Below are 14,442 nucleotides of genomic sequence, written 5' to 3'. Positions count from 1 at the left end.
CCGCATGACGGCCGGCGTCGCGACCCTGCTGCTGCCTGCCGCGCGACGCCTCGGTTCCGCCGCGCCGTCGGCAGCCGTGGCCATTGCACTGGGCCGCGCGGACGTGCGCCGCGGGCTCGGCGAGGGTCGCCGCGCACAGCTGCTGCGGCACCTGCATCCGGTGCCGCAGCACTGGCCGGTCGCGGCGCTCACGCGCCAGCGCGACGCCGGCGATGCCGCGGGCGCGGCCTGGCTGCGCGCCGATCCCTGCCGGGTGCAGCCCGACATCAATGGAGCACGCCTGCTGGGCGTGGGCGAGACGCTCGGGCTGGACGCCCGCGACGCCGCGCAGCTCCTGCCTGCGCTCAAACCGCTGTTCGGCGACGCCGGCATGCCGATCGACGCACCGGTGCCGGGCCGCTGGTACCTGCGGCTGCCGCCGTCGTCGACCCTGCCGCAATTCACCGAGCCGGACGACGCGCTCGGCGCCGACCTGTTCGAACACCTGGCGCAGGGTCCGGAGGGCCGGCGCTGGCGCGGCCTGCTGAGCGAAGCGCAGGTGGTGCTGCACAACCATCCGTGGAACGCGCAACGTCTGGAGTCCGGGCGGCCGGCGATCAATTCGCTGTGGTTCTGGGGTGGGGGCGTGCTGCCCGACCATGTCCGCCCGGATCACGCGCAGGTGTGCAGCGACGACGAGGTGGCGGGCGGGCTGGCCTCGCTGGCCGGCGTCGCGCGCCCGCTGCCGGCGTGCTTCGAAACGGGCGAGGGCGGCTGGCTGTTCGACCTGGTGGCGATGCGCGATGCGCACGTCCTGGAGCGCGACTGGCTGCGGCCGGCGCTCGACGCGCTGCGCGCACGCGACCTGCACGCGCTGCACCTGGACAGCGCCGACGGCACCGTGGTCACCCTGGCGCGCGGCCAGCGGTGGCGCTTCTGGCGGCGGCCTGCCGCGCGTCTCGTCGCGGCATGACCCTGCGCATCCGCCGCCGGGCGGGCGAGGTGTCGGGCGCCTGGCCGGACGAGATGCCGCCGCTGCTGCGCCGCGTGTACGCGGCCCGCGGCATCGCCGATCCCGCGCTGGCGCAGCCGCGCCTGTCGCAGCTGCTGCTGCCCGACACGCTGGCCGGGCTCGACGCCGCGGTCGACCTGCTGGCCGACGCGATCGCGCGCGGGACGCGGATCCTGGTGGTGGGCGACTTCGATGCCGATGGCGCCACCGCCTGCGCGGTCGCGGTGCGCGGGCTGCGGATGCTCGGTGCGCACGGCGTGCTGCATGCGGTGCCGAACCGGCAGGTGCACGGCTACGGGTTGTCGCCGGCACTGGTGGACGAACTTTCCGCACGGCTGCCGGAGGCGCCGGGCGCGCCGCCGCTGCTGGTCACCGTCGACCACGGCATCGCCTGCCACGCCGGCGTCGCCGCGGCGAAGGCGCGCGGCTGGCGCGTGCTGGTCACCGATCACCACCTGCCCGGACCCGCGTTGCCGCCGGCGGACGCCATCGTCAATCCCAACCTGGCCGGCGACGCGTTTCCCAGCAAGTGCCTGGCCGGCGTGGGCGTGATCTTCTACGTGTTGCTCGCGCTGCGTGCGCGGCTGCGACGCGAGGGCGCGTTTGCCGATGCATCTGCGCCGGACCTCTCGAGCCTGCTCGACCTGGTCGCGGTCGGTACCGTGGCCGACCTGGTTCCGCTGGACGCCAACAACCGTGCGCTGGTCGCCGCCGGGCTGCGCCGGCTGCGCGCCGGGCGCGGTTGCGCCGGGCTGCAGGCGCTGGTGGACGTGGCCGGGCGCGACGCCGCGTGCCTGACTGCGGCCGACGTCGCGTTCGCGGTCGCGCCGCGGTTGAACGCCGCCGGGCGCCTGGAGGACATGTCGCTGGGCATCGAGTGCCTGCTCAGCGACGACCCGGCCACCGCGCGCCCGCTGGCCGAACGCCTGCACGCGATCAATGCCGAGCGCCGCGGCGTGCAGCAGGCCATGCTCGCCGATGCCGAGGCCGCGTTCGCGGCGCTGGACGCTGACGCCGCAGACGCTGGAGACGCGGCCGTGTGCCTGTTCCACCCCGACTGGCACGCCGGCGTGGTCGGCCTGGTCGCGTCGAAGATGAAGGAACGGCTGCACCGTCCGGTGGTCGCCTTCGCACCGTCCGAACCCGGCGGCACGTCGCTGCGCGGTTCGGCCCGATCGATCCCCGGCCTGCACATCCGCGACGTCCTGGCCGCGGTGGACAGCGCGCAACCGGGGCTGGTCGACCGCTTCGGCGGCCACGCCATGGCCGCGGGGCTGAGCCTGCCGCGCGCGCACCTGCCCGCGTTCGAGCGCGCGTTCGCCGAGGCGGTGCGCCGGATGCTGGATCCGGCCCTGCTCGCGGCGGAGATCGTGAGCGACGGCGCACTGTCGCCGCACGAATTCGACCGCCGCCACGCCGACGCGCTGCGCGACGGCGGTCCCTGGGGCCAGGGCTTCGCCGAGCCGCTGTTCGACGATGTGTTCGAAGTCGCCGACTGGCGGGTGGTGGGCGAACGCCACCTGCGCCTGTCGCTGCGCATCGGCGGCGTTCCTGCCCCGCTCAACGCCATCCACTTCGGCGGCTGGACCGGCGAACGGCCTGCGCCGCGCTGCCACCTGTGCTTCCGGCTGGCGGCCGACGACTACCGCGGCCCGCAGGCGGTGCAGCTGATCGTCGAGCACCTCGCCGCCGCCTGAAGGCTCATGCGGCAGGCGCCGGAGCGGGCGTCGGCACGCGGCGTTGGCTGGCGAGTCCGAACAGCGGCCGCGCCAGCGGGATGCGGCGCAGCAGCTCGTAGCCCGCGAAGCACAGCGCGAACGTCGCGGCCACCAGCAGCGGTCCCTCCAGCAGGGGCGGCAGCGCCAGCGGGCGCATCCCCACCGCCAGCAGGATGATCACCGTCTGGTGGAGGATGTAGACCGGGAAGATCGCCTGCGACAGGTAGCGCAGGACGGGACTGTCGCCGGGGGACCAGTGGCGGGCGAAGCCGAGGATGGCGACGATCGCGCACCACTGGTTCATGCCCCAGGCCGCGCGCATCGCCAGGCGCAGGGCATGCGGTGGCTCGATCTGGCTGAAGTGGTGGAAGTAGGCGACCACCGCCAGCCAGCTCGTCAGCCACAGCGCGAGCGCCAGGCGGCGCTGGCGCACCATCGCCTCCCACACCCCGTCGGCGCGCGCGATCGCGAAGCCGAGGAGGAACAGGGCGAAGTACTGGACGTGGTTGTACCAGTCGTCGACCAGGGCATGGGTCGAGTCGAAGACGCCGATCAGGGCGACGCGTGCGAGGGCGAAATAGACGATCGGCCACAGCAGCACACCAGCCCGGGACGTCAGCCGCCCGGCCAGCCACCCACCCGCGCGTTCCAGCATCCGTGGCGCGAAGCGCGCCAGGCCCCACAGCGCGACCGTGTAGACCCACAGGTAGGCGACGAACCACAGATGGTTCCAGGTCGGCAGGACCAGGCAGTCGTCGCCGCGGCAGAAGCTGTCGTCGGCGGCCAGGTAGCGGCCCCAGAACGCGAGGTAGCCGTCGTGGTAGCCGCCCGGCAGCTTGTCGACCACCTCGAAATACGACTGCGGCGGCACGATCACCAGCATCCCGAACGCCAACGGCACCAGCAGCCGCCACGAGCGTGGCCCGAGGAAGCGCACGCGTCCGTCCTCGCGGGCCGCGGTCGCGCGCGCCTTGCCAAGCAGGAACGCGGTCGCCACCCCTGACACCAGGAACAGCAGGCCCAGCCGCCAGGGCGAGCTGAGCATCATGAACGGCTCGAGCGCGGTGCTGGCGTGGGGGCTGTCGACGTGCCATTCCCAGGTCACGTAGTACATCCCGACGTGGTACAGGACCAGCAGGGCGAAAGCGCAGGTGCGGACCCAGTCGAGGTCGTGGCGGCGCTGCATCGGAACTCACTCCAGGCGTGGACGGTGGCGGCGAGCATGCGGGGCACGCGCGCTGCGAGACCAGCGCCAGGGGGCGGATCGCCGGTACCCGGGGACGGGCCGCGGCCAAGCGGGGACGGCTGGTGGCGGCGCGGCCGCTAGAATGCCGCGATGTCCTCCGCCCCCACCGCCTATGAACGCTACCGGCCGTGGCGGCACTGGGCCGAGGCCGGGTTCGTGGGGGCCCTGCTGCTCTCGAACGTCGTGGGCAACAGTCTCACCACCTGGATCGAGCTCAACCGGGGTGGACCCACCGCGGTGGCGCCCTGGGAACCGGCAGTCTGGGAGACCAGCAGCGCGCTGGTGTGGGCGGTGCTGATCCCGGCGATCGCCTGGCTCACCCGCAGATGGCCGACCCACTGGGACAACTGGCGCCGACGGCTGCCGCTGCACCTGGCGGCCAGCGCGGCGGTGTGCATCGTCCACGTGGCCGGGATGATCGGCCTGCGCGTGCTGGCCTACCGCTGGCAGGGGATGGATTACGGGTTCGGGCCGTGGCCGCGTGAACTGCTGTACGAATACCTGAAGGACGTGCGCTCCTACGCGTCGATCGTGGTGATCGTCGAGGTCTACCGGCTGCTGCTGCGGCGGCTGCAGGGCGAGGCGAGCTTCCTGGCCACGCCCGACGACGCGCCGCCGGCGGACGCGGCCGAGCGCCCGGACCGCTTCCTGGTGCGCAAGCTCGGGCGCGAGTTCCTGGTCGCGGCCAACGACATCGAATGGCTGCAGGCCGCGGGCAACTACGTCAACCTGCGCGTGCGTGGCCACGACTATCCGCTGCGCAGCACGATCTCCGGGATCGAGACCCGCCTCGACCCCGGCCGGTTCCTGCGCATCCATCGCAGCTACATCGTCAACCTCGACCGCCTGGCCTCGATCGAACCGCTCGACACCGGTGATGCACGGGTGCACCTGCACGACGGCACCGTGCTGCCGGCCAGCCGCCGCTATCGCGGCGACCTGCGGGAGCGGCTCGGCGACGCCTGATCGCGAGCTTCGCGGCGACGGGCGGCGCGCAGGCGCGGTGTTCGGGCATCCGGCCAGCGGCGTCCCGCGGCCACGACACGCCGGCCACCGGTGCGCAGGTCGCCTTCCGGGGGCGCCTCCGGCACTCAGCGCGAAGGCGTCTCGGGCCAGGCGAAGCCCGGACGCGCGGCTGCCACCTCGACATCGCCCGCGGCGATCGCCATCCCGGGATCGTCGAGCACGTCGTCGATCGAGGCCCGGGCACCGGCGCGGCCCCACAGCCCGACCCAGGTGTCGCGACCGCTGCGCTTGGCGGCGTAGAGCGCGCGGTCGGCGAGGATCACCGCATCCGGCCAGTGGCCGGAGGCGGCGTCGGACGCGGCCCCGGCGCGCGGCGGGAACACGGGGACCGCCGCGAATCCGATCGACACCGCGACCGTACCCGCGTCGCCACCGGCGGTCGCCGTGGCGACCGCGCCGCGCAGGCGCTCGGCCACGGCGCACGCGCCGGCGAGGTCCAGTTCGCGCTGGCCGACCAGGAATTCCTCGCCGCCCCAGCGTGCGACCACCGCGTTCGGTCCGCAGACGTCCGTCAGCGCACGCGCCACCGTGACCAGCGCGGCGTCGCCGGTGCCGTGCCCGTGGCGGTCGTTGATGGCCTTGAAGTGGTCGATGTCGATCAGGAACACCACCGTTCGCGCGTCGCCGGCGTCGATCCGCGGCGGCACCATCGCGCCGAGGCGCTTGCCGGCGGCATGGCGGTTGAGCAGGCGGGTCAGACTGTCGCGCGTGCTGAGGTTGCGCAGGCGCCGCGTCACCCGGCGCTGGTACGCGACGAAGCCCAGCGCCAGCATCACCAGGATCGCCAGGGCCGCAATCGCGAGATTGCGCTGTCGCCGCTCGTGCGAGGCGCGCAGGCTGTTGAGTTCGCCTTCCTTGCGCGCCAGCGCCAGCGCCTCGCGGTTGTCGGCATCCATCAGGTCGGCCTGTACGCGCGCCAGGCCGTCGAGCTGGCTCGAGCGCAGGCGCGCGAGCTGGGCCTCGTACGCCTCGCGGCTGGCCTGCAACGCACCGGCGCAGTCCCCGGACGCGGCCAGGGCCTCCGCACGCAGGCGCAGGGCCTGGTCGCGCTCGGCATGGAAGCCGCTCGCCGGAAGGACTGCCATCGCACGCCCGATATCGGCCGTCGCCCGCCCCGGTTCGCCCGCCGCCAGCGCCAGTTGCGCCTGCAGCAGGGCGGTGCGCGCCGCGCCGGAGGCATCGCCACCGTCGCGCTGGCGCGCGTATGTGCGATCGAGTGACTGCCTGGTCCCGGGCGTGGCGTCCAGCGCGGCGAGTTCGGCCTCCACACGATCCACCACCACGCCTTCGTCCGCGCTCCGCGCCGCCGCCATCGCGCGCTCGAAGTGACCGCGCGCCTCCACCGGCTGCTCCATCCGCAAGGCGTTCAGGCCGCGGTTGTAGGCGACGATCGCCTTCGGCGCGCCGTGCGCGGCATTGATCCGCGCCGCCTGCGCGAGCAGGGCTTCGGCTTCGTCGTAGGCGGCCAGTTCCTCGCCGTGGATCAAGGCGATGTTGACCAGGGTAGTGACCTGCGCCTCCCAGGCATCGGCCTCCTCGGCGGCGCGCAGCGCGCGTTCGTAGGCGGCGAGCGCGCCCGGGATGTCGCCGGCCAACTGCAGCGTCAGGCCGGCGTTGGACAGCGCGCGCAGCCGGTACCCGGTCGGCATCGGATGCGCGGCCAGCACGGCCTCGACCCGCTCCACGCCGGCGCGCGCCGCGTCCGCCTCGCCCATCAGCGCGCGCGAGGCGGCCTGGCAGGCTTCGAACACCAGCGCGTCGGGCGGCTGCAGCCCGCCTTCGCGCAGGCGTTCGCCGGCCAGCGAGGCCGCGGCTGCCGGATCGCTCTGGCGCAGCTGATAGCAGCGCAACGCATCCGGATGCAGGGTCCAGTCGGAGGACCGGGCCGCTGCCGGTGGCGATGGCAGCGCGAGCGCGAACAGGAGGCAGCAGGTGGCGATGGAGGCGTGGCGCCGGTGCGGGGTCATCGGCTACGGGGTCTCCTGTCTCGGCGTGGTCCGGCGGAAGGTTGATAGAATCCCATGTTTTCGCGAGCCCATTGCCCCCGCCATGATCGAACTCAATCCCGTCCGCCAGCGCATCGCCGACCTCGCCGGTCGGCTGGATGCGCTGAGGGGGTTTCTTTGACTACGACGCCAAGCGCGAACGTCTGGAGGAAGTCGAGCGCGAGCTCGAGAACCCCGACGTCTGGAACGACCCCGAACGCGCGCAGGCGCTCGGCCGCGAGCGTTCGCTGCTCGACAAGACCGTCAACGGCATCCGTAGCCTGAGCGAAGGCCTCTCCGGCGCAGGCGAACTGCTCGACCTGGCCGAATCCGAGGACGACGAGGACACCGCGATCGCCGTGGTGGCCGACGTCGACGGTTTCCAGAAGGGCGTGGAGCAGCTTGAATTCCAGCGCATGTTCTCCGGCAACATGGACACCGCCAACGCCTTCGTCGACATCCAGGCCGGTGCCGGCGGCACCGAGGCCCAGGACTGGGCCGAGATGCTGCTGCGCATGTACATGCGCTGGTGCGAGGCGCGCGGCTGGAAGACCGAACTGATGGAGGCCAGCGGCGGCGACGTCGCCGGCATCAAGTCGGCCACCCTGCGGGTGGAGGGCGACTACGCCTACGGGTGGCTGAAGACCGAGACCGGCGTGCACCGCCTGGTGCGCAAGTCGCCGTTCGACTCCGACAACCGCCGCCACACCAGCTTCACCTCGGTGTTCGTCTCGCCGGAAGTCGACGACAACATCGACATCGAGATCAACCCGGCCGACCTGAAGACCGACGTGTACCGCTCGTCCGGCGCCGGCGGCCAGCACGTCAACAAGACCGAGTCGGCGGTGCGCATCACCCATCTCCCCAGCGGGATCGTGGTGGCCTGCCAGACCGGGCGCAGCCAGCACCAGAACCGCGACAACGCGATGAAGATGCTGGCCGCCAAGCTCTACGAACTCGAGATCCAGAAGCGCAACGCCGAGCGCGACGCGGTCGAGGCCACCAAGTCCGACATCGGCTGGGGCAGCCAGATCCGCAACTACGTGCTCGACCAGAGCCGGATCAAGGACCTGCGCACCGGCATCGAACGCAGCGACACGCAGAAGGTGCTCGACGGCGACCTGGACGAGTTCGTCGAGGGCAGCCTGAAGGCGGGGCTGGAGGCCGGCTCCAAGCGTGTCGATGCGGTCTGATCCGACGAGCGCGGCGGGGTCCGGGACGTGAGCTTGTGTCGGGAGTCCCGGCTCCCGCGTTCCGCGCCTGTTCCGTCGCCTTGCCGTTCCTTCCCTGCAATGCACCCTGGTACGCGCAACTGCTTCGTGACGCCGCGTACTCCCGCCCGATTCCCGCCGCCCCGGATTCCGATCTCGCCATGACCGACCCCGTGCATCCCCAGCCCGCGCCCGCCGACGACAATGCCCTGATCGCCGAGCGCCGCGCGAAACTGACCGCGCTGCGCGGGCAGGGCGTCGCGTTCCCGAACGACTTCCGGCGCGCGGACGAGGCCGGCGACCTGCAGGCCCGGTACGCCGATGCCGAGCGGTGGACCGGCGAGGCGCTCGAAGCCGAGGGCCGGCGCGTGTCGCTGGCCGGGCGCATGCTCGCCAAGCGGGTGATGGGCAAGGCGGCGTTCGCGCTGATCCAGGACGTGGGCGGGCGCATCCAGCTGTTCCTGCAGTCGACCGCGCTGGGCGCGACCTACGACGCGTTCAAGACCTGGGACGTGGGCGACATCGTGGCCGTGGAAGGCACCCTGATGCGCACCAGGACCGGCGAGCTGTCGGTCAAGGCCGAGACCCTGCGGCTGCTGACCAAGGCGCTGCGCCCGCTGCCGGACAAGTGGCATGGCCTGGCCGACGTCGAGCAGCGCTACCGCCAGCGCTATGTCGACCTGGTGGTGACGCCCGAGGCGCGCGAGGTGTTCGTCAAGCGCTCGCGCATCATCGCCGCGATCCGGCGCTGGCTGGATGCGCGCCGGTTTCTCGAGGTCGAGACGCCGATGATGCACTACATCGCCGGCGGCGCCGCGGCGCGTCCGTTCGTGACCCACCACAATGCGCTGGACCTGGAGCTCTACCTGCGCGTGGCGCCTGAGCTCTACCTCAAGCGGCTGGTGGTGGGCGGCTTCGAGCGCGTCTACGAGATCAACCGCAACTTCCGCAATGAAGGCGTCAGCACCCGGCACAACCCCGAGTTCACGATGCTGGAGCTGTACGAGGCCTACGTCGCCTACGGCGAGGTGATGGACCTGACCGAATCACTGATCCGCGACGTGGCGCGCGACACGCTCGGCACCACGGCGCTGACCTGGGAAGGCAATGCGATCGATGTCGGCCCCGCCTTCCGGCGCTGGAAGCTGGAGGAGGCGGTGCGCGAACTCAATCCGGCCATCAGCCAGGCCGACTGCCGCGATCGCGACGCGCTCGCGCGCCATTGCGCCGCGCTGAAGATTCCGGTCAGGCCGTCGTACGGCTGGGGCAAGCTGCTGCTGGAGATCTTCGAGAAGACGGTCGAGGCCGGCCTGGTGCAGCCCACCTTCATCACCCACTATCCGGTCGAGGTTTCGCCGCTCGCGCGCGAATCGGACACCGAGCCCGGGATCACCGACCGTTTCGAACTGTTCGTGGGCGGCAAGGAAATCGCCAACGGGTTCAGTGAGTTGAACGACCCGGAGGACCAGGCCGCCCGCTTCCGGGCCCAGGTCGAGGCCAAGGCCGGTGGTGACGACGAGGCCATGCATTACGACGCCGACTACATCCGGGCGCTCGAGGTCGGTCTTCCGCCGACCGGGGGGCTCGGGGTCGGCATCGACCGCCTCGTGATGCTGTTCACGGATTCGTCATCGATCCGGGACGTGCTGCTGTTCCCCTACATGCGCCCGGAGGCGGGCCACTAGGCGGGTGGGACGCCGTTGGCCGGCATTCCGGGCCGCTCGGCCGGGGCCAGGCCGGTCCCGGAATGCGGCGCACGGGGTGTGAATTTAGGGCATGATTCGGTCAGCTTCTGACCTGCGGACGGGCGGACTCCCGTTCTTTTCGTGAACCAGGTCTCGGAATGGAGGGATCCGGCATGGGCACAGGACTTGCTTACGATTATGTCAGGCGGCGGTCCGAATCCGGACGAACCGACCCGTCGCCCCGGGGATCCGCCGCGCACATGAACATCGTCATCGTCGACGACCAGACGTCAGCCCGCACCATGCTGCGGCATATCCTCGAGGACATCAGTCCCGAGCTGGAAGTGCTCGACTTCGGCGACCCGCAGCAGGCGCTGCGCTGGTGCGAGGAGAACCGGCCGGACCTGCTGCTGCTCGACTACCGCATGCCGGTGATCGACGGGCTGGAGTTCGCCCGTCGTTTCCGCAAGCCGCTGCTGCACCGGGACGTGCCGATCGTCCTGGTGACCGTGGTCGGCGACGAGCCGATCCGGCAGGCGGCCCTGGATGCCGGGGTCATCGACTTCCTGGTCAAGCCGGTGCGTCCGCGCGAGCTGCGCGCGCGCTGCCGCAACCTGCTGCAGCTGCGCCAGCAATCAGAATCCGTCAAGCAGCGCGCGCTGTCGCTGGAACAGCGCCTGCTGTCGAGCATGCACGAGGTGGAGGAGCGCGAGCGCGAGACCCTGCACCGGCTCGCCCGTGCGATCGAGTACCGCGATGCCGGCACCAGTGCCAACCTCGCGCGGCTGGCGGCGATCGCGGGCCTGATCGCCGAGCAGCTCGGGATGTTCGAGGACGAGGTGCGGATGATCGAGCTGGCCGCGCCGCTGCACGACATCGGCAAGATCGCGATCCCCGACTCGGTGCTGCTCAAGCCCGGCCCGCTGGACGATGCCGAAACCGCGGTGATGCGCGAGCATCCGCGCATCGGCCATGAGCTGCTCACGGGTAGCCAGAGCCGCTTCATCCAGATGGGCGCGACGATCGCGCTGCGCCACCAGGAACGCTTCGACGGCAGCGGTTATCCCGATGGCCTGGCCGGCGACCAGATCCCGCTCGAGGCGCGCATCGTGGCCGTGGCCGACGTGTTCGATGCGCTGGTCTCGCAGCGTCCGTACAAGCGTGCCTGGACCGTCGACGAGGCGCTGGCCTACATCGAGGAACAGTCGGGCAAGCTGTTCGATCCGACCTGCGCCGCGGCCCTGCTCGGGCGCCGCGACCGCATCGACGACATCTGCCGCCGCTATCCGGCTGCCGAGGGTGCCGGGCGTTGAACCGCGTGGGCGCGCCGCTGTTCGATCTCGTGCGCGGACGGTTGTCCAACCGCCCCGACAGCGAGCACGGCCAGGCGATCGTGCGGGTGGTGATGCTTGCGGTCGTTTACCTGTATCTGTATTTCGCCTTCGAGGGCGATCCGGCGCTCGCCGGGCCGCTGCAGGCCTCGCGCACGATCCTGACGGTCGACTTCGTCATCGCCTTCGGGATCCTGGCCTGGATCGTCGCGCGCCCTGGGGTTTCTCATCCGCGCCGCGTGCTCGGCATGGTGATCGACAACGTGCTGATGGGCACGGGCATGTACCTGCTCGGTGAGAAGCTGGCGCCGATGTACGTGATCCTGCTGTGGGTGACGATCGGCAACGGCCTGCGCTTCGGTCCACGGTACCTGTACGGCGCGATCGGGTTCGCGGCGGTCACGTTCTCGACCGTGGTGCTGTACACGCCTTATTGGCAGGCGAACGCCTGGCTGGGCTGGGGCCTGGTGCTCGGCCTGGTCGCGGTCCCGCTGTACCTGATCTCGCTGCTGCGCGCGCTGATCGAGGCGACCAATGCGGCCAAGGCGGCCAGCGAGGCGAAGAGCCGGTTCCTGGCCAACATGAGCCACGAGTTCCGCACCCCGCTCAACGGCATCGTCGGCATGTCCGAGCTGCTGATGTCGTCCAGGATGGACGCCGACCAGCGCGACAGCGCCCAGGTCATCCAGACCTCGGCGCGCTCGCTGCAGCTGCTGGTCGACGACGTGCTGAACCTGTCCGCGATCGAGGCCGGCCGCTTCAACCGGGTCGATACCGACTTCTCGCTGCGCGAACAGCTCAAGTCGATCCATCTGATGCTGCTGCCGGGCGCGCAGTCCAAGGGCCTGGCGCTGGAGCTGAACATCGGGGCCGACGTGCCCGACCTGCTGCACAGCGACGCGAACCACCTGCGCCAGATCCTGGTGAACCTGCTGTCGAACGCGATCAAGTTCACCGAGGAAGGCCAGGTCACGCTGGATGTGTCGCTGGCCGGGGAGGTGGACGCCAGGCATTCCCTGCTGCGGTTCTCGGTCCACGACACCGGAATCGGGATTCCCGCGCCGGCCCTGGAGCGGATCTTCGACGCGTTCGAACAGGTCGAGTCCGGGCGTGGCCGCCGCTACGGCGGCACCGGTCTGGGCACCACCATCGCCAAGGCGCTGACCGAACTGCTCGGTGGCACCATCACCGCCGAGAGCATGGTCGGCGCGGGCTCGCACTTCCATGTCGAGCTTCCGCTTCGCCTGGCGGATGTGCAGGCGGCTCCCGAGGGCCGACCGCACGACAACGTCATCGCGTTCTCCGATCCGTTCGTGCGCCATCGCGCGCGGGTACGCTCCCTGCGCATCCTGGTCGGCGACGACCAGCCCGCGAACCTGATGGTGATGCGCAAGCTGCTGGAGAAGGCCGGGCACCGGGCCTACATCGTCAACGCCGGCGAGGACATCCTCGACGCGATCGAGAACCAGCAGTTCGATGCCGTGATCACCGACCTGCACATGCCGGGCATCAGCGGGCTGGAGGTGATCAAGCAGGCGCGCTTCATGGAAGCCGGACGCCGGCGCACACCGTTCATCGTATTGAGCGCGGATGCGACCAGCGAGGCCCAGGTCGAGTGCGAGCGGGCAGGCGCGTACGCCTACCTGACCAAGCCGATCGCCGTCGACCGCCTGCTGCAGAAGCTGGCCGAGATCGCCGAAGGCCAGGCCGACAGCGCGCAGCCGTCCGCCGCCACCGCGACGACCGCCGCGACGGAAGCGGCGCAGGACAACGTGGTCTCGAAGCACATCCTCGACGAACTGCGCGAGATGGGCCTGGGCGAGGAATTCGTGCAGCGCTTTCTCGGCGAATGCGCGCGCGACGCACGCAAGTGCATCGCCGACATCGAAGCCGCCGGCAGCGTCGGCCGCTGGGAGGAATTCCGCGATGTCTGCCACGCGCTCAAGGGTACGGCGGCCAACATGGGCGCGATGCGCCTGAGCGAGACCGCGTCGGCCGGCATGCGCATGCCGGTGGAACAGCTGACCCGCGACTGGGCGGGTCTGAGCAATCGCCTGCGCCAGCAGCTTCAGCACGCGCTGGCCGCCCTGCGGGAGCAGGGCGATCTGGTGGCCGCCGAGGCCGACGCCGACGCCTGAGGCGGGCCGCCGGCCGGGACGAGCCGGGCGTCAGCGCACCCGGTTGCCGCCCGCCGCGTCGCTGCCGGTCCCGGCTTCGGAATCCGAAGGACGCTTGAGCTGGGCGCGCACCAGGCGTTCCATCGTCCGCAGCTGGCGGTCGCCGAGCTGGAGCGCGGTGTCGACCCAGATGCGGGTGACGCGCATCAGTTCCTCGTGGCTGACCGGATGCGCACCTTCGCGGACCCGGTGCAGGGCCAGCCGGGCACCGGCCGAACGCCGGTTCTGGCGGATCAGCTCGTGGACCGCGCGCACGCCTTCGCCCTTCGGCACCAGGATGTCGACCAGACCCATGCGGTGCAGCTCGTCGCTACTGTACATGGTGCCGGACAGCATCATGTCCTCGGCGACCTTCGGGCTGAGGCGCTGGGTGAGCAGCGAGTACGCCCCCATGCCCGGGAACAGCCCGAACAGGACTTCCGGGAAGCCCATCTGCACGCCTTTCTCGGCGACGATGGTCTGGCAGGCGAGGGCCAGCTCCAGGCCGCCGCCCAGGGCGTCGCCCTCGACCAGGCCGATGGTGTGCGCGTTGGGATGGATGCGGCTGTGCAGCAGGTGGATGCTGTCCACGCACTCGCTGGCGTAGTGCAGCAGGCCGTCGGCATCGCGCGCCTGGATCAGCTTCAGGAACAGCGCCAGGTCACCACCGAGATTGAAGACGTGGGTGTCGGAACCCAGGACGACGTGGGCGAGGTGCGTGGGCGATTCCTTCGCGGCCTGATCGATGGTGTCGATCGCGTGGCGGGCGAACAGGCGCAACTCGCGCAGCATCTTCGGCGAGAAACAGGCCCTGTAGGCGGGGTCAGCGAACGCCTGCTGGGCATGCATGAAGCACCAGAGGCTGTCGTTGGACGGGTCGTGCTCGACCCGGATGGTGTTGAAGGAATGGTCGCGGTGCAGCAGCTCGACGTTGGTCATGAGGGTCCCCTGAGGGGCCGCCAGGGGTCACGTCGGACCGTGGGTGGGTGGCGGCCGGAAATGTGAACTTCGTCCGACCGGCCGATTCTATGCGCCCAATCCACGCCGTATGCAAGCGCTATTTGCCGCGCAGGGTCAGAATCTGCCGCGCGGG

General features: G+C 71.1%; 10 protein-coding genes. 7 read left to right on the top strand and 3 right to left on the bottom strand.

The window, feature by feature from the left end:
• The first annotated feature begins 4 nt into the window (after positions 1-4).
• Together QFW81_RS07345 and recJ are read left to right on the top strand one after the other, a co-directional pair.
• Positions 5-952: a phosphoglycerate mutase gene (locus tag QFW81_RS07345; protein WP_280578038.1), complete on the top strand. Its 948-nt coding sequence runs from the start codon at positions 5-7 to the stop codon at positions 950-952.
• Complete coding sequence (recJ, locus tag QFW81_RS07340; protein ID WP_280578037.1) at positions 949-2,688, top strand: single-stranded-DNA-specific exonuclease RecJ; 1,740 nt, start codon at positions 949-951, stop codon at positions 2,686-2,688. The genes QFW81_RS07345 and recJ overlap by 4 nt, the downstream gene beginning before the upstream one ends.
• A gap of 4 nt (positions 2,689-2,692) precedes the next feature.
• Here the strand turns inward: recJ and QFW81_RS07335 are convergent, their stop codons facing one another.
• Positions 2,693-3,895, bottom strand: coding sequence for an acyltransferase family protein (locus QFW81_RS07335; RefSeq protein WP_280578036.1), 1,203 nt, complete (start codon positions 3,893-3,895; stop codon positions 2,693-2,695).
• A 150-nt stretch (positions 3,896-4,045) separates the two neighbouring features.
• Between QFW81_RS07335 and QFW81_RS07330 the strand changes: the two genes are divergently transcribed.
• On the top strand, positions 4,046-4,921 hold the full coding sequence (locus QFW81_RS07330) for a LytTR family DNA-binding domain-containing protein (protein ID WP_280578035.1): 876 nt from the start codon (positions 4,046-4,048) through the stop codon (positions 4,919-4,921).
• Between the two features lie 125 nt (positions 4,922-5,046).
• Here the strand turns inward: QFW81_RS07330 and QFW81_RS07325 are convergent, their stop codons facing one another.
• Positions 5,047-6,948, bottom strand: a complete 1,902-nt coding sequence (locus QFW81_RS07325; RefSeq protein ID WP_280578034.1) for a diguanylate cyclase domain-containing protein — start codon at positions 6,946-6,948, stop codon at positions 5,047-5,049.
• An 82-nt stretch (positions 6,949-7,030) separates the two neighbouring features.
• Between QFW81_RS07325 and prfB the strand changes: the two genes are divergently transcribed.
• The 4 genes from prfB (at position 7,031) to QFW81_RS07305 (ending at position 13,331) form a co-directional block, all read left to right on the top strand.
• Positions 7,031-8,159 (top strand): peptide chain release factor 2 gene (prfB, locus tag QFW81_RS07320; protein ID WP_280578033.1). Its coding sequence is split into 2 segments (ribosomal slippage): positions 7,031-7,105 and positions 7,107-8,159, totalling 1,128 coding nucleotides; the frame shifts between segments, so codons are not numbered across the junction.
• Positions 8,160-8,338: 179 nt separating this feature from the next.
• Positions 8,339-9,862, top strand: a complete 1,524-nt coding sequence (gene lysS, locus QFW81_RS07315; protein ID WP_280578031.1) for a lysine--tRNA ligase — start codon at positions 8,339-8,341, stop codon at positions 9,860-9,862.
• Positions 9,863-10,122: 260 nt separating this feature from the next.
• Positions 10,123-11,175 (top strand): two-component system response regulator, encoded by a 1,053-nt coding sequence (locus tag QFW81_RS07310; RefSeq protein WP_280578030.1) that lies wholly within the window; start codon positions 10,123-10,125, stop codon positions 11,173-11,175.
• 5 nt (positions 11,176-11,180) lie between these two features.
• Positions 11,181-13,331 carry an ATP-binding protein gene (locus QFW81_RS07305; RefSeq protein ID WP_280578350.1) on the top strand — a complete coding sequence of 717 codons (2,151 nt, stop codon included), beginning with the start codon at positions 11,181-11,183 and terminating at the stop codon, positions 13,329-13,331.
• A gap of 30 nt (positions 13,332-13,361) precedes the next feature.
• Here the strand turns inward: QFW81_RS07305 and QFW81_RS07300 are convergent, their stop codons facing one another.
• Complete coding sequence (locus tag QFW81_RS07300) at positions 13,362-14,288, bottom strand: crotonase/enoyl-CoA hydratase family protein (protein WP_280578029.1); 927 nt, start codon at positions 14,286-14,288, stop codon at positions 13,362-13,364.
• Positions 14,289-14,442 lie beyond the last annotated feature (154 nt).

Origin of the sequence: Luteimonas kalidii (assembly GCF_029887935.1) — a bacterium.
In the GTDB taxonomy this organism is placed as follows: Bacteria; Pseudomonadota; Gammaproteobacteria; order Xanthomonadales; family Xanthomonadaceae; genus Luteimonas; species Luteimonas kalidii.
The sequence above is the reverse complement of the archived record's forward strand: the minus strand, read 5'-3'. Positions and strand labels throughout refer to the sequence as shown.

What these genes read in the sequence shown, in the direction of transcription:
- QFW81_RS07325 (WP_280578034.1), bottom strand. Translation starts at nt 6,948, where the DNA reads ATGACCCCGCACCGGCGCCACGCCTCCATCGCCACCTGCTGCCTCCTG.
- QFW81_RS07335 (WP_280578036.1), bottom strand. Translation starts at nt 3,895, where the DNA reads ATGCAGCGCCGCCACGACCTCGACTGGGTCCGCACCTGCGCTTTCGCC.
- QFW81_RS07330 (WP_280578035.1), top strand. Translation starts at nt 4,046, where the DNA reads ATGTCCTCCGCCCCCACCGCCTATGAACGCTACCGGCCGTGGCGGCAC.
- QFW81_RS07345 (WP_280578038.1), top strand. Translation starts at nt 5, where the DNA reads ATGACGGCCGGCGTCGCGACCCTGCTGCTGCCTGCCGCGCGACGCCTC.
- recJ (WP_280578037.1), top strand. Translation starts at nt 949, where the DNA reads ATGACCCTGCGCATCCGCCGCCGGGCGGGCGAGGTGTCGGGCGCCTGG.
- lysS (WP_280578031.1), top strand. Translation starts at nt 8,339, where the DNA reads ATGACCGACCCCGTGCATCCCCAGCCCGCGCCCGCCGACGACAATGCC.
- QFW81_RS07310 (WP_280578030.1), top strand. Translation starts at nt 10,123, where the DNA reads ATGAACATCGTCATCGTCGACGACCAGACGTCAGCCCGCACCATGCTG.
- QFW81_RS07300 (WP_280578029.1), bottom strand. Translation starts at nt 14,288, where the DNA reads ATGACCAACGTCGAGCTGCTGCACCGCGACCATTCCTTCAACACCATC.